This is a genomic window from Flavipsychrobacter stenotrophus, assembly GCF_002954265.1.
GTDB lineage: Bacteria > Bacteroidota > Bacteroidia > Chitinophagales > Chitinophagaceae > Flavipsychrobacter > Flavipsychrobacter stenotrophus.
Genome location: NZ_PPSL01000005.1, coordinates 230,522 through 247,156, shown reverse-complemented (window position 1 = coordinate 247,156; position 16,635 = coordinate 230,522). Strand labels below are relative to the sequence as shown.

Genomic DNA, 16,635 nt, shown 5'->3' with positions numbered 1-16,635 from the left:
TGACTATGAATTTAAGCATCCGTGGAAAAATCGCAGGCAGTTTTTTAATATTAATTGTCGTATTTGTTGCGAATGGAATAATTACGATTGTTACATTAGACAAGAGTAAAAAATTATCGGATTACATTTCCACAGTAATAGACCCGACACAAACAGCATTAGGGGATTTTAAGGAGGTATTAATACGTTCAAAAATGTATACAACCAACTGGGTTTTCCTGCGAGCCGACCAGGAAGACAAACGCGCGCTAAATGATCTTCATACGGTGGAATACCCTAACCTGAAGATTAAACTTAACATATTATACACCCAGTTGAACGATCGTAAAATGGCAGATAGCTTAAAGGTCGTTTTTGCCGAATTTGAACAATTAATCGGCATTGAGCAACACCTTATGAATTCGTTACGAACTTTTACCGATTATGATGATCCGGTAAAAAAAATGAATGCCGAACAACTTATAGATGATAATATCATTCCGTACACTGCCCAGCTAATGGAAAGGCTAACACGCATCTTGTCCTACGAACGGGACGCAAAGCTTAGAGATTATATCCTGTGGGAAGCATATTCAACAAGGTTGAGACTGTTCATTTCGGTCCTTGTCACTTTTTTGGCCATTCTGTCTGTTATATTATCACGCTATTTTATGCTGATAATTATCGAACCGATAGATAAAATCAGAATAATCATTAGCGACCTTGGTAAAGGAATAACCCGTAAAATTGATGATAATGTACAAAAGGATGAAATAGGAGAAATGATATTATCTGTTAACCGGTTATCCGAGAAACTGGAGGAAATGGCAACATTTGCAAAAGAGGTTGGTAAAAGACAATTCAAATTAAGTTATCAGCCCCTTAGCAAACAGGACACACTAGGTACCGCTTTATTGACCATGAGAGATAATCTGAAAGCAAGCGAAGATGAATTAACTCAAACCGCCTCCTATCTAATCCAACGAAATAGGGACCTGGAGCAGTTTTCTTATATTATTTCACATAATCTAAGAGCTCCAGTAGCAAACATAAGGGGCATTGCCCAAGTAATCGGGTTCACTGATTTTACTACCGATAATAATAAAGAATTGTTCGATGGTCTTGCTACTTCAGTGGAAAAACTTGATGGAGTGATAATGGATTTAAATTATATTTTGCAATTCAGACAGGAGATTACCGAGCAAAAAGAAAATGTTCACTTTTCGTCACTTTTGGAAGATGTTATACTTAGTATTGATAGTATTATTAAGAGGGAAAATGTAAAGGTAACTTGCGATTTTTCTGCCATAAATGAGATACAGAGTTTAAAAAGTTATTTTAACAGCATATTTTTTAATCTTATATCTAATAGTATAAAATACAAGCAGCTTGAGAAACAACCAGTAATAAGAATTGTAAGCGTTAAACTGGAAGACAGGTTACAGATTATTTTTCAGGATAATGGATTAGGAATAGACTTGGCAAAAAGAGGTGGCGAGGTATTTGGCTTGTACAAACGCTTCCATAATCATGTTGACGGCAAGGGGATGGGTTTGTATATGGTTAAAACACAGGTCGAATCTCTAGGTGGAAAAATTACAGTTGTAAGCGAAATTAACAAGGGAACTAAGTTTATAATTGAGTTTACAATGACAAAGCAGTAATAGACCATGAGCAAACATTCTGTGTGTATTTATTGTCAAAACCTCTCAAGTATTAATAAAGTTGCTAGTCCCAGAGTTTAAAATTAGTATTCTATAAGAAACATTGAGACTCATTTGCACGCAACTGCGCCAGATAAAGTATACGCTGGCAACGAATTATTTGCTATTCTTCCTTTTCCATTTATGTTTTTGGAATTTATATGGAAATATACCTTCATATGAATGAGGGCAAAGTTCGGACAATAATTTCGAATTGTCACCCGATTTTATATCTTTTATAGTTCTGAGTGCCAGCCACAAATCGCTATAGCTAACTCTTTCGCCATCCTCAAAATAGCACTTCGCTCCATCACCGAAAAGTCCGAAGGACAAACCCTTATTTAATTTGTCTACAATGTGTTGATATTTTATCTCTAATTCGATCGTAGTCTCTTTTTATAGTGTATTAATTAAGCAATATTTACTATATTGTCGTATTTCAGACCTATTTTAATCATCTCTTACTTTTCATGTTTAAAAGGCACTGCCATTACTGCCTCTTATGATATGCTCTTCAAGATCTTATGCTTCTACGATACTTCAAATAAGCTGGATTATTGCTTAATTGTTATGATATGGTCTCTACGTTGTATCGGCGTTTATATTCAGAGGCTTGGCATTTCAAATTTAGATCAGCATAGTACAAAAAAGGATACTTATATTATACCACACAGCGTTTTATATATGTCAATACAAAATAGTGATTATTTCTAAGATTAAATAGTAATTTTTAGTTTACTTTGCTATGTATTTTGATGATTATTAATTATATAGATGGATGCAGGCAGATATTAAACTTTTAAAGACAACAAGACATTTACTCTATCGGTGTCTTTAATACTTACCCCCAGTAATAAATTTTTGGTAACTTATTCTTCCTACATCATGAGCAGAATTGTTATCTATTTCAATTGTAAAATTGCTTATGAAAAGTGTGGTTGACCCAACAGTGCAAATATTACTCCAGATTGGAGAACGTGTGATTTCTGTTTCACCTGAACACCATGTTATTGAGGAATGGAACAGAAATAGTTTTAAAGAAAAGACTGACAATATCCTCAAAGATAACGACGAAACTTTTATTAGTAGTAGGTACATTGTTAATCATTGTTCCAGCAGTGTTTCAACTGCATTTACAAAAGGACTCAGTGGTTATACCGAGATAACTTTTTTTGATGGTATAGGCCTATTGGAATATGGGATACGGGTTCTTCCTTATCCAACAGCTAATATAGTCTTCCTTGTTGTTGAAAGAACTAAAGCCGTGGAGGGTTTCCAGCAAATTGAGGATAAATGGAAGTTGGCCCTCGATGCATCAGGAGATGGTGTATGGGATATAGACATAGTAGCAGGCACCATTATTTTTTCAGAGAAGTGGCAGGAAATGTTCGGGTATAGCTCATCCGAGATAACCACTATCCAAGACTGGGCAGATAAAATATTTCCTGAAGATATTACAGCCGCTGAAAAAAGTATAAAAAAATACCTTGCTAGTGAAACGCCTAATTATACAGTTGAAGTAAGATACAAGTGCAAAAACGGTTCTTATAAATGGATACTTAGCAGGGGTATTGTAATAGCCCGTCAAGAAGATGGTACGCCTACCAGGTTTATTGGAGTTCATACAGATATTCATAAAAGAAAGCTGGAGGAAGATGAGTTACGGGTAAATAAAGAAACCTTTTCTAACTCCTTCAATTATTCAGGGACAGGTAAAGCATTACTGTCACCTGGCGGTCAATGGCTCGAAGTAAATGATGTACTCTGTCGCATGACCGAATACAGTAAAGATGAATTACTAAATCTTCATTACAGGGACATTACATACCCTGATGACATTGATATTGACTTGGCACTGATCGGACAACTCTTAAACAAAGAGATACCGGCTTACTCGATTGAGAAAAGGTATGTCACCAGGAGCAGAAAAATAGTCGCAACACTGCTGACAGTAACACTTGTATTTGACAATGCAGACATTCCTAAGTATTTCATTTGTGATGTTGTAGACATTACCTCACATAAGGAACTAAGTAATCAGTTGCTTCGAAAAAATATGGAATTAGAAACTACCTCCGAAAGTCTGGGAAATAAGATAAAGCAATTGGAAAATCTCAACCACATCGTAGCACATAACCTGAGAGGGCCGGTAAGCAATATAAAGTTCCTTTCGGAAGAAAGCGAGGTATTTAAAGAGGGTGAAGCATTAAAATGGATAAGTGAATGCAGCGACAAGCTGATATCAGAATTGGATTTTTTGCTTGAGTTATCACAAATAAAACTCAATACAGAAATTACTAAAGACGATTGCGTGATAGGGGAAATTGTAAACGGAATTTCGCTTCAGTTACAAGGAACTATTTATGAAAAAAATGCAAAGATATTTTTAGATTTAGCTGTACCTACAATCCAATACCCAAGAATATATCTGGAAAGCATCTTATATAATCTTATCAGCAATGCCCTTAAGTACAGTAAAAAAGAAGGGCAACCGGCAATTACAATCACTACGTGTATGTCCAAAGGGAAGATCTCATTGTCAGTAAGGGATAATGGTCTTGGAATAGATATGGTTAAGCACAAGGACCAGGTCTTTAAGCTTAACCAGGTCTTCCACGAAGGGTACGATAGTAAGGGAGTGGGGCTTTTTATTACTAAGACTCAGATTGAAGCACTAGGCGGCAATATTCTTGTAAAAAGCAAGCCCGACGAGGGTTCTGAATTTATAGTCACGTTTTAAGGGTATGGGGAAAGATTCTACTCTTGATGTAATTAGTGATAACCATCAAACGTCACCATAGAATTTGATACGGATTTTGACTTTAGAAATAGGTATAATTTGACTGCCATTATTGGTAAATCATTGCTAATAGTCCATAGTGCCAGACTAGCAAGTGATATTTAAGATCGTACAAACCTTTGGTTTATTTTAAGTTAGACGCATCTCTGTCTTAATAAGGCCTATTCCTGCATGAAAATACATCTTCACGGCCGTTATTACATTGCAACCATAAAAAATTTATAAAAGAATCGCAAAAACTACTGAGATTGCTGAAGAAGCAAGAGTGTGCGGCCTTAAAGTGCTAATACACATCAGTACACTAAAAAAATAAGACTGAGAGGTCTCTTCAGATTCCTCGTAGCATACCTGTGCCTACACTTTGCGCAGGTGAGCAGCGTATTAAGGCCGATGACGTGGCGTTTAGCGCATAAAGGTTACGCAATAAATAACGCTATGCCCCAACCATTATTTAAAGAAGTTGGTCTTAAATAGCATAAGTCATTATTTACTCTTATCGGACAAAACATTACCACTTATGCAATTGATACCCAGGACCCTTCTGCTCACATTGATGTGCAGTCTCTTTCTTGTCTCCTCCCATTTGTCTGCCCAGACATATTTCACTACCGGGGTGGGCACCATTACCTACAATGAGTCTGGCAGCAGCGGCATAGCGTTCGACACCACGGCCACCGGCCATTGGTATTGTTTCGGCAATGGCTATAGCAAAGAGCTGGTAGTAAAGAATTTCAATATGAACGTTCCTACCGGCGCACATGTAAAAGGCATAAAGGTTGACATAGATGTTATCATACACAACCTGGTTGATTCAAGCATCTTTTTACTTAAAAACGGCATCCCCTATGGCACCGACGGTGCTCATCATTTGCCCATACTGTCCGCAGCCAATATCAAATGGGGTGATACTGCAACTCTGTGGGGCGGCATCTGGGGGCCTATGGCACTCAATGACACCAACTTCGGCATTAAATTCCGCCTGCGCGATATCAATAGTTCCAATCCGCTTTCCTGGGGAGATGCCAACCCGGTGTTCATTACCGTAGCTTATGACTTTGCAGTACCCAATAACGTAAATGAAATATCGTTGCACGGTCTACAGGTATACCCTAACCCGGCTACCAATAATATCAATATCGATTTTGGCAAAGCACTACAGAACGGTAGCATAAGGCTTATTAATATTAACGGTAGTTCAGTAAAAGAAATTAATAAAATTACAGGAAGTTATTGGTCAATCGACCTTAGTGACCAACCAACCGGCTTTTACATCCTTGAACTATATGACAATGGCACGATAACACGCTGCAAAGTAGCAAGGGGGTAAGACAGACTTATTCCGCTAAGCAAAACAAGAATGATTCTTTAATGCAATTGTTGCTTTTTTAACGCATCCTAAAAAATGACTTTACGCCACCTGATGTTTTTATAATAGATAAACAGTTAAATGGAGTAGATGGCTTACACATTATGTAGGTATCTGAAGAGTAATCAAAAAAATACAGACAACCTGTGATAATTCCCTAACATTCACATATCAGCAAAGAAATCACTAGCTAACGATGTTCTTGCGAAGCCATTTAAAATACAGGAACTCAGGTATATGTTAGCAAAACATTTAACCAGATAGATGCTTGTACAGCTATTGCTAACGCATAAAGTGCTTTCAACAAAGGCTCTTAGATGCAAACAGAACAGACAATAAGGATTAATATAAGGCGTTATTACATCAACGCTTTCTGGATAGTTTCTCGTCCGAACTGAGAGATTGTTATTTGCACCCTTTTATTCACTATTTCAGCCTTAGATATATAGCCCAACTTGATTAATTTTTCACTTTCACCTTCTAACTCTTCAATTTTGATTTCGAGATAGTCTGCCAAGAATTCACAGCTATAAGTTACCGGCGTATGCGCATCTGCTGAGTTCCGATACAGGAAAGTCAGTATTTTTTTATCTGTGTTTTCCATGGAACGAACTATGAATGTTTCATAAAAGTACTCGTTGCAAGGCAATAAAAAAAGTGTTTCCAACAATATGCTGTACCGTTATTAACTTAGAGTAATGAAGTCAGAAATACTTACTAGAATAAAGGAGATTTCCAGCCGCCAATTAAAACCACTTCCAATAGGCATAGATTCACTGATGATAATCTTTCGTATAAGTGAATCTGAACTAAAATGGTATCTCGACATACTGGAAATTGAAGGACACATCTCTTTTTTACCTCCGCCTATTAATAGCAGGAATCGACCACTCGAACGTATAATTTATAATGGCAAGGACTGTTAGATAATCTATTGAATATTTTTAAAGATTAAGGTTGATTGCCCAACTACCAACTGCTACACAGTTTCATTTTACTTTTATTCTTTTCAAAAAACTTTTGACATCTAGGGTTGTTAGGATCATACGATTTAGGAGAACAGCGGTATTTATCACCTTGAAAGTACGAAATTTTGAAAGCAAATCACAACACACTTGAAAGGCGGATTTCCACACAATGCATGCTAAAACCTACACCTACAGCAACTCAACTTTTCTTATTGCAATACTGTTTTTTCCAATAAATTTCAAATAGTAAACGCCGCCGGGCAATTCATTTATGTTCATCTGCATTTCAGGAAAAACGATAGGCTTTTTTATAACTTCTTTTCCCTGTATGTCAATGAGGATTACCTGGTCAAAAGTATTGATGCTGGTTTTAATGGTTATCTCATTTATTGAAGGATTCGGGTAGATACTGATCCCATCTATTACTTCTATCCCCGGAACATTAGCCAGTGAGTCGCAGGTTTCCACCGACGGTATCGTAACTATAAAACTGTCCGTGGCAGTGCCGCAAATGTTAGTGATGGTATAGATGATGGTATCTATACCTGGGGTTGCTCCACTAACAATACCCCCGACAACAACTGCGTTCGAATTGCTGCTCCCCCACGTGCCGCCTGTAGGTATGGCGACTAGTGTATCTGCGGCACTGCCAACGCAGGCATATGCGTTACCAGAAACATCAGGAGGTAGAGGAACAGAAAGTATAAAAACCTGGAAGTTAGCATACCCTGTGCCGCATGAATTCGCAAGAGAATATTGTACGGTGTCAATTCCCAGCACATTGCCTGAAACAATACCTGAAGTAATTGAGGCGCAGGCATTCGTGATATTCCATATACCGCCTGACACACTTGCCGAAAGCGTTACAGATGCACCCACACAAAGGCTATCAGCTCCAGTAATCAAGCCTGGAAAGGGTACTTGGTTTATTTGCACTACATGACTCGCTATGTTCGTTCCACAAGTGTTTGAAGCAACGAAATAAATAGAATCTACCCCCACCGTTAATCCCGTTACAATGCCAGCCGACACTGTAGCGTGGCTATTACTTGTAAGCCATATTCCCGAAGGCGCACCGTCGACGAGTGTGATAGCGCCACCAACGCACACACTATCTGGACCAGTAATGCTACCTGCGGGGAGAGTAGTATGGACAACAATTTGCTTTGTGGCTGAATCGACCCCGCAAAAATTAGCAACCCGGTAAATAATAGTGTCAGTGCCAGTTGAATTACCAGATACCATGCCGGATGCTGTAACCGTAGCATGGCTGTTAAGGCTGTACCATGTTCCATATGGCGCGGTACCAGTCAGTGATATCACCGACCCAACGCATACACTATCGGGGCCAGTGATACTGCCCGCGTGAGGCAATGGTTTTATGATGATATTTTTGAAGCTAGAATCTGCTCCACAGGAATTAGCAAGAATATAGATAACGGTATCGGTACCAGCCGAAAAACCGCTGACTAATCCACCTGTGCTAACGAAAGCATGACCGTTTGACGTAGACCAAATCCCCCCAGCGGGTGACGATGTAAATAAATAAGAAGCTGCTTGGCAAAAACTGTCAATTCCCGTTATAGACGTTACCGGTGTTGTAATGACCGTGATGATTTTTATTGTTGAATCTACCCCGCAAAAATTGGACACCCGGTAAACAACGGTATCTGTGCCTAAACTGAGACCTGCTACTATTCCAATTCCTGTAACATTGGCATTATTGTTAGTACAATACCATGTGCCACCTACGGAAGTGTCAGCTAGCGATATCGCCGAGCCAATGCATACGCTATTTGGGCCAGTGATACTGCCCGAATTCGGCACGGGTTTTATAAGAATCCTTTTAAAGCTAGTATCCGCCCCACAAGCATTGCTGAAGATATAGATTAGTGTATCGCCCCCGGCTGAAAGGCCGTTGACCAATCCCCCCGAAGTAACAAATGCATGGCTATTGGAAATAGTCCAGCTACCTCCTGGCTGAGAGGAACTGAACAGGTAAGAAATTCCTTCGCACAAGCTGTCAACACCTATTATCGTGGTCAGTCCATGCGAGCTAATTGAAACTACTTTTGATATTGTCGTGATCCCGTTCGACGAAGGAAAGCTGTACAGCACAGTATCTATTCCGTTACTTATACCTGTAACAATCCCGCCAGAAGAAATAGTTGCGTGGCCATTTTGCATTGCCCAAGTGCCGCCAGTAATTGCGCAATCGAATGTGTCAACTGTACCAATGCATATGCTGCCATTACCATGAATTGAAGCAATAATATTTTCAACGGTATTCGTCATTACTACCGGGTTGTAGTCAAAAAAAATGCCTGCATGATTAAAAATAGTGGCGCTGTCCGGCAATGCGGCCCTTGCATTAACCTTGAATACGACCAAGCCGGTACACAGGTCGTGATAGCTGCTGTCCAATAAATTAATATTAGGAAACTCGAACTTGAGTATGGTATGATGGATCGTGTTGTCGTAGTATTTTGTTGTGTTCATGAAAGCAGAAGCAGCTACCACCCTTACTGAATGGGGGTCAACATTATCTGATAAAGTATCCATGACATAAATATTGAATGCAGTATCATTTCCAGTGTTTTCAAAGTGTATTTTGTATTGTAATGTAGCCCCGGCTGCGATATATCTGTCAGGATTGACGGAGATTTCGTTCGGGTCCCATGATCCGGTTACTGTATCCACTTTTACAGACACGTTGTTAGCTGTATCGACATCGCCGATCACGGGAACAATGATATTTTGGGAATGTACCGTATCGCCGGGAGTTAACCATGCTCCCGGTACTGTCAACGTTGCGTGTACGTGTATGATGGAAGGGATGTTTGACGTCAGTACACCAGTATTCCAGGTAACAACATTTCCTGTTACAGTCGTAGGTACGGGCGAAGCACTTTGGAAAATATATTGTGGACTGAAATGAAGCGTCAGGTTGCCTGTTTGAGGTGAACAAAAGGAATTGCCCGCCAGAATATCAATGGACTGCATGTGCCTGCCAGCAATAGAACTTGATATTTCACTAAGGTCATAGGATGTGGACGGACCGCACGAATAGCCGATAGACATATTGTGGTTCAGCGTAGTTCCAAAGGTATCCGTTATAGTACCTGATGCGGGGCATGATATGTTCAGGCCACCCGCCCCGTCGATCTTTCGGAATGTATAAATGTCCCCCGGATTGCCAAATGCATTGTAGTTAAGTCCGCTGGTGCCTGAGATCGTATCAATAGCTATACCATTGGAATCAACCTCTGCCGTGACAGGTAGGTAAGCGAAATATTCAGAACCGTCTTTGACGCAATTGTTATTTGCATCGAAGTAAAACCGCATGCTGATATTCTCGCAGCTCAAATGCTGGTGCGCGAAAGTGACAGAATCAACGGCGGAAGAACCATTGAATAATATTTCCTTTATAGAATAGTTGCCTGAAAACGCCAGCGGTACGGACAATGTGGCTATGCCATTTACCCCCGAAACAGAAAAGGTGTCTGTATACTGAAGGCCATTTATATAAATGGTGACACGCCTCCCTGTAGATGGGGTATCTGTAAATACGCTGAATTGCAGTCCACCACAGATATCAGCTACATAGCTCATAAACATTGTCGAGCCAATCGGGGGCAACTGTGTGACTTTTCTGACCCTGCTATTACTGACATCTCCAATCAACAGGTCTCCATGGTTATCGATTTTCACGTTTGTGGGATACATTGCAGATGCTATCGCGAATCCCCCATCCCCATTAAATGTAAAATCACCGTTTCCGGCAATGGTAGTTATTGTGCCGAATGCATCCATTTTTTTAATAAACTGAGATTCGCATGCAACATAAATGTTACCGGAGGTGTCAATGGCAATGCCATAAGGCGACAGTATGGCGCTGGTAACTGTTGTAATTGCGCCCGAAGCATCTATCTTTCTTACCCTGTCATTATTGTAATCGCAAAAATAAAGGTTGCCGAATTTGTCAAAGGTTAGATCTGAAACGAAATCTACCTGTGCTGCCGTTGCAGGTCCTCCATCGCCGCTGTACCCCGCCGTGCCGGTCCCTGCCACTGTCGAGATGATACCAGAAGCGTTTACTTTTCTTATCCTGTTTTGGCAACCAACGTAAATATTTCCCGAATGGTCTATTGCAGTTGCAAGAACTAACCCGCCCAATGCAGCTGAGGGGGCAGCTAACCCGTCACCACCTGAGCCAGGAGAGCCATTTCCTGCAAAAGTTGAGATAATGCCCGAAGTGTTGATCTTCCTGACCTTGTGATTGAAATTGTCCGCAATATAAACGTTCCCTGAACTGTCCACTGTTACTCCATGCGGGTTGTATAATCTGGCGGCGGTTGCAGGCCCGCCATCTCCGCTCGACCCTAATGTGCCTGTGCCAGCAATAGTGGTAATGATACCTAATGTATTCACTTTCCTGACCGTCTGCTTGTAGGCATCCGCGATATATATATTCCCCCAGCGGTCAATGCAAATTCCGTACGGGTCGCCCAATTGGGCAGCCGTTGCAGGCCCGTGATCCCCAGCCCATCCAACTGAACCATTTCCCGCTACCGTACTGGTAATACCGAACTGCGCTACGCATATGAACGGGAATAAAAAAAAGATCAGAAAGGCTATTTTTCTCATGTGCTGTCTTATATCGGGTCAAATTGATGCGCCCATCACGTTAACAGCGTTTCTGGACCTTACGAAGATAAAATAAATTATTTTAGTTTTCAAGTGTTTATAGTTAGCTCTAAAACAGTTGTGGCGCATGACAATGTCCTGCTTGTGCTTTTGTGCGCGTTGCCAGCTATCTGGTTTGGCTATAACTTCCTATAGTGTGCCTACGTCAGCATTAAACGGCCTATTCTTAGCACTTCCAAAAAATGGTGTATGCTATAAAAAAACAATAAGGCAGGGTTGAAGTTTTTGCTGGTGAGTGTTTTCACCTTTTAATAAACAAACTATTTTTCAACCCCCTTCAATGAGCTTACGTCTACCTATTTATATGGTAATTTACCTTGAAGTGCTTTTTGAGCCTGCTGTTACATTATTAAGATCTACTAACCCATTTTTTATAACGAAAACTAATAACCTTAGTCTGTTGTCAACATTGAAATTTTTATACAAAATTTCCCTATAGCCATCGACTGTTCTTTCCGACAACCCCAATTTGGTAGCTATTTCGACCCCAGACAATCCAGCTAGATTTAATGATAAGAATGTTTGCTGTCTGTTAGTGATAGAATGGGGTGAGTTTGATCGATTGAATACCTCCCTATGATCAATCGGAGCTGATTCATAATAATATTTTTTCTTACGCAACGAGTATATCGCTTTTTGTAATTCTTCGGGTTGGCAATTTTTTGTGAGTACACTATTCGCTCCATCAAACACCATTTTCCTAAAAGTAAAGACCTCGTTATAGGAAATAAGCATCAACACTTTTATCCCGGGATACTGCTTCTTAATAGCTTTAAGTGTTTCGTTGTTATTGAGCATTATCGCTTGGGAACTTATAATACAGATATGCGGTATTTCCGAATTATTATTTATTTGATCCAGCAATAAGCTCCCATTATCAGCTTCCATGATCACATCAGTATTTCCGAAAGAATGGATAAGCCCTTTTAGCGCTTTGCGAAACAATATCTGGTCATCAATTAATGCTATTGAAATCCTGGCAGAAAGTTTGTTCTCCAGCTTGTATTGATATTGTGCCTTCAATTTGTCCCCTGAAAACCACTCTGGAAGGCAATAATACAATCCCCTTTTCTTCGCTGAATAACTTCTTAATACTCCCTCATTACACAACTGGTGCATCTTTACTGAAATCGAAGTGATGTATTTTCTTCTTATACCCCTTTCCTCAATTGCGCTTATACTCCCATTAAATAGCTCCTCGAATATCTCAACAGTTGTTGTCGGCTCATTTCTCTCGGTTATGTAAGATAAAATTTTTGTGCTTTTCGTCATATGTTACTCCTTAACAACTCTCATTGTAGTTTTTGCACCATCTTCGCCCTTTAATTCTATTACATAAACGCCGGATGGGTAATCCTTCATATTTATAGAGTTCTTACCTTTTTTAAGAACACCATTACTCACAACACTGCCAGCTATAGAAATTAAACGGTAATCTGTAGGGGCTGTTACACCAGCAATATTTAACTCTTCAGTCGCAGGATTAGGATATATGGTTATGCTAGACACGGACAAATGGGGCCCGTTAATACCGACACCAATTACGACAATATCGATGCAAGTGGAATCAACTCCGCAATAAGCATAAGTGTATTCGCATGCGTGGAATGTATCGGAGATGGCATAGGCATGAGAGACAGATAGACCAGTTCCTGTAGCCCCATCGCCAAAGTGCCATACTACACTATCCAAACCCACCGTAGTACCCGTATATGTAAAGTTTGATCCCGAAGTTGTGAACGATGCGACGGGTGCACTTGTACAGTTGCATGGAAGTCCGTATTTCAAGACGAAGAAATCTGTGTTGCCCCCGATAGAATGATATGCAGGGATTACAGTGCTAGGAATTGTATCCGCCACCATACCACCAAGATACAGATTGCCCAGCCTATCGGCTGCAATTGATCTGCCATAATCCTCATACCCGTCTCCATGAAGTTGTTTCAGTTTTAAGGGATTCCCAGCAGTGTCTACTATAAAAAGAAATGCATCAGAACCCGGTGTTGTATTATACGCGCTATCGATCCCACAGGTTAGTTTCACATCAAATGAGCCGATTGCAGCGACTTTATTTCCAGGCATCATTATGACCCCGTCGAAGTCATTTACACTGTTACCATTGCAGCTGCGGGCCCATTCAAAATGTCCACCGGTATCTGCCTTCATTATGAATGACATATATCCGGTATAAGGCGAACCCATCGGAGGATTTATGGTATCGCTTCCATAAACCACATAATTATTGCCAGAACCGCATATATACAGATGACCTGCACCGTCAGGTGCTATACCCGTGATCACCTCTGCTCCAATATAGGCTGAGTTCTCGAAAGTATCCACCCACTTTCTATTTCCTGATGTATCGAACGCCGCGATGAAGCAATAGTAAGAACTGTCAGGGAATGCAAAACTTCTGTATCCATATGCATAAAGAGTGTTATTCTGCCGGTCAATTATTGCGCCGATTGCTACAATTGTCGAATCCATCTGCAGCCTTTTTGCGGACAGGAGCGTACCGGATGAATTAAATTTCATATCGTAGTTCCCAAAATGGCTGGTCACGCTTGGCATCAATAATGCACCAACTCCTATATAGGGTATTAGATGCACGCAATTCGTATTATCGATGGTTAAAGCCCCTATAGCTGCGTAGGTCGCTGCCCTGTTTGCAGGCGTGTTATTCCCGACCTGGTATATCCAGTTAAAATGCCCAACGGTATCAAACATGATTAGGTTAAGAACTTTATTTAGCGACCCAGTTATGCTTGTGTCATTACCAACATACAAAGTACCATTGGGAGAAGAACATGCTGCATAAAGATGTCCGAAGCTGTCAACCACAATACCGAGTGGATAGCTGAATCCAGCGGAAGAACCAATTAGTTTAGCCCAACGCATTTCTCCTGAACAATTATAGCTGCTAACTAAAAGATTCAAATCCGTCCCGTAGCCGCCTGCTCTGTAAAATGTGTCAGCATAAATTGGATTATTGCCAACAACACTCAATGTATAAACATTGTTATTGGCATCTGTACACATGTAATAGGCTCCTTCGGGGCGGTTAGTTAAATAAGATGAACTTGAACTCGTCCCCCCTCCTTTTACCCATTGAAACTGTTGGGCACAGACCGACCTTACACACGACGAAGTCAGTACTATAATTGCAAAAATATATTTGAAAGGAAACCTCACACACTAATTTTTTATCAATCTGAAGTTAGTCTTTTGCCCTTCAGAACCTGTCACCTCTAAAATATATAGACCAGAAGATAGTTTGTTCAGAGATATTGAATTATCTCCCTTATTGAATGCACCGCTTAGTATTGCCTCACCTGTAACCGACAATACTCTATAAATAGTTTGGTTTTTCAAGCCATTTATTACTAGCTCATCCGTAACAGGATTAGGATATATGGAGATGTTACCAAACTCATACCCAGGCTCATTTATACCAACACCAATGACCACAATATCGGTGCAACTCGAATCTACTCCGCATTGCGAGTAGGTGTATTCGCACACATGGAACGTGTCGGAGATGGTATAGCCATGAGAGATAGATAGACCAGTACCAGTATAGCCATCGCCGAAATGCCATGCCACACTGTCTAAACCAGTTGTGGTGCCTGAATAAGTAAACGTAACAGGATTGCTTCCAGAATAGGTAAAAGATGCAGTGGGCGTACTTGTACAATTACAGGGGAGGCCGTATTTCAAAACGAAGAAATCTGTATTACCTCCAACGGAGTGGTATGCGGGGATTACTGCATCTGGGATTGAGTCGGCTACCATACCGCCAATATACAGATTCCCTTGCCTATCACAAGCCATCGATATGCCATTATCAGAATACCCGTCACCGTGAATACCTTTCAACATAAGCAACGAGCCAGAGGTATCAACCATGTAAATAAATGGGTCTGCACCGGCTGATGAATTGGTTATGCTATCTGTGCCGCATTTTTCCTTTACATAAAAATGTCCTGTTGTGGCCACCTTATTGCCGGGTAAAATTGTTGGAGAACCAATAGCACCATTTCCGTTGCACTGTTTCCACCATTGTCTGTTTCCTGCTGTATCTGTCTTCATTAAGAAAGAAATATAAGAACCATAATTAGGGTATATTGTATCTCCCTTATATAGCATATAGCCGAACCCGTTCGCAGTTACATATAGATGCCCGCTATTATCTGCTGCAATACCTGTTATATTATTTGTAGATGCATAGAAATTTCCGAGGGTATCTACCCAAATTCTATTCCCGTTTGTATCAAATGCCGCTAAGAAATTATATGCAGAACTATCAGGAAATGCATAGCTTCTATATCCGTGACCATAGATGATATTACTACGATGGTCGATGGTCGCATTTGTAACGACAAGTGAAGAGTCCTGTTGCAATCGTTTTGCGGAAAGTAGCACTCCGGAAGAATTAAATTTCAGATCGTAGTTCCCAAAATGGCTTATAAGGGTGGGGGTCAGTAATGATCCCACGCCTATGTAGGGTATCAGGTGTACATTGTTCGTATTATCTAATGCGAGAGATGCAGTGGAGGTATAGGTAGCTGCACGGTTTGCGGGTGTATTATTACCTACCTGATATATCCAATTGAAGTGTCCAAGAGTATCGAACATAATAAGGTTAAGTACCTTATTTAGAGACCCTGTTATGCTTGTGTCATTGCCTATATGCAACGTCCCGTTTGGAGATGCACACGACATATATACATGACCAAAGTTATCTACAACAATGCCAAGCGGGTAACTGAGCCCAGCTGATGAACCAATGAGTTTAGCCCAACGCATCTGTCCGGAACAATCGTAGCTACTAACCAAAAGATTCAAATCTACACCATACGCCCCTGACCTATAAAATGTATCTGCATGGATCGCCGTATTACCGACAATGCTAAGAGTGTACACATTGCTATTTGAATCGGTACACATATAATAAACACCCTCTGGGTTGTTATTAAGATAAGACGAAGTTTGGTTTGTACCTCCGCCTTTTACCCATTGGAACTGCTGTGCATGGCTCGAACTGAAGCACGAAAAAATCAGTGCAAAAAGTGCAAAAATGTATTTAAAAGAAAATCTCATGCAGTGTTTTAT

Annotated in this window: 8 protein-coding genes; 3 read left to right on the top strand and 5 right to left on the bottom strand. The window is 40.4% G+C overall.

Features of this window, described 5'->3' with window-relative positions; all coding sequences use genetic code 11:
- Positions 1 to 5: 5 nt before the first annotated feature.
- The 3 genes from CJD36_RS17740 (at position 6) to CJD36_RS17730 (ending at position 5,809) form a co-directional block, all read left to right on the top strand.
- Positions 6 to 1,643 (top strand): sensor histidine kinase, encoded by a 1,638-nt coding sequence (locus tag CJD36_RS17740; RefSeq protein WP_105040541.1) that lies wholly within the window; start codon positions 6 to 8, stop codon positions 1,641 to 1,643.
- A 964-nt stretch (positions 1,644 to 2,607) separates the two neighbouring features.
- Complete coding sequence (locus tag CJD36_RS17735) at positions 2,608 to 4,422, top strand: PAS domain-containing sensor histidine kinase (RefSeq protein WP_105040540.1); 1,815 nt, start codon at positions 2,608 to 2,610, stop codon at positions 4,420 to 4,422.
- 577 nt (positions 4,423 to 4,999) lie between these two features.
- Positions 5,000 to 5,809 carry a T9SS type A sorting domain-containing protein gene (locus tag CJD36_RS17730; RefSeq protein WP_105040539.1) on the top strand — a complete coding sequence of 270 codons (810 nt, stop codon included), beginning with the start codon at positions 5,000 to 5,002 and terminating at the stop codon, positions 5,807 to 5,809.
- Positions 5,810 to 6,206: 397 nt separating this feature from the next.
- Here CJD36_RS17730 and CJD36_RS17725 read toward each other — a convergent pair whose 3' ends face one another.
- The 5 genes from CJD36_RS17725 to CJD36_RS17705 all read right to left on the bottom strand — a co-directional run bounded on the left by CJD36_RS17725 (position 6,207) and on the right by CJD36_RS17705 (position 16,623).
- Positions 6,207 to 6,452 carry a hypothetical protein gene (locus CJD36_RS17725; RefSeq protein ID WP_105040538.1) on the bottom strand — a complete coding sequence of 82 codons (246 nt, stop codon included), beginning with the start codon at positions 6,450 to 6,452 and terminating at the stop codon, positions 6,207 to 6,209.
- 553 nt (positions 6,453 to 7,005) lie between these two features.
- Positions 7,006 to 11,463, bottom strand: a complete 4,458-nt coding sequence (locus tag CJD36_RS17720; RefSeq protein WP_105040537.1) for a DUF7619 domain-containing protein — start codon at positions 11,461 to 11,463, stop codon at positions 7,006 to 7,008.
- 372 nt (positions 11,464 to 11,835) lie between these two features.
- Entirely contained in the window at positions 11,836 to 12,795 is a 960-nt protein-coding gene (locus CJD36_RS17715; protein WP_105040536.1) for a response regulator transcription factor, read from the bottom strand.
- A gap of 3 nt (positions 12,796 to 12,798) precedes the next feature.
- Positions 12,799 to 14,715 (bottom strand): T9SS type A sorting domain-containing protein, encoded by a 1,917-nt coding sequence (locus CJD36_RS17710; RefSeq protein ID WP_133162697.1) that lies wholly within the window; start codon positions 14,713 to 14,715, stop codon positions 12,799 to 12,801.
- A gap of 3 nt (positions 14,716 to 14,718) precedes the next feature.
- Positions 14,719 to 16,623: a T9SS type A sorting domain-containing protein gene (locus CJD36_RS17705; RefSeq protein ID WP_105040534.1), complete on the bottom strand. Its 1,905-nt coding sequence runs from the start codon at positions 16,621 to 16,623 to the stop codon at positions 14,719 to 14,721.
- Between the last annotated feature and the right edge of the window lie 12 nt (positions 16,624 to 16,635).

Coding starts and splice junctions, on each gene's coding strand:
- CJD36_RS17740 (WP_105040541.1), top strand. CDS start 6: ATGAATTTAAGCATCCGTGGAAAAATCGCAGGCAGTTTTTTAATATTA.
- CJD36_RS17735 (WP_105040540.1), top strand. CDS start 2,608: ATGAAAAGTGTGGTTGACCCAACAGTGCAAATATTACTCCAGATTGGA.
- CJD36_RS17730 (WP_105040539.1), top strand. CDS start 5,000: ATGCAATTGATACCCAGGACCCTTCTGCTCACATTGATGTGCAGTCTC.
- CJD36_RS17725 (WP_105040538.1), bottom strand. CDS start 6,452: ATGGAAAACACAGATAAAAAAATACTGACTTTCCTGTATCGGAACTCA.
- CJD36_RS17720 (WP_105040537.1), bottom strand. CDS start 11,463: ATGAGAAAAATAGCCTTTCTGATCTTTTTTTTATTCCCGTTCATATGC.
- CJD36_RS17715 (WP_105040536.1), bottom strand. CDS start 12,795: ATGACGAAAAGCACAAAAATTTTATCTTACATAACCGAGAGAAATGAG.
- CJD36_RS17705 (WP_105040534.1), bottom strand. CDS start 16,623: ATGAGATTTTCTTTTAAATACATTTTTGCACTTTTTGCACTGATTTTT.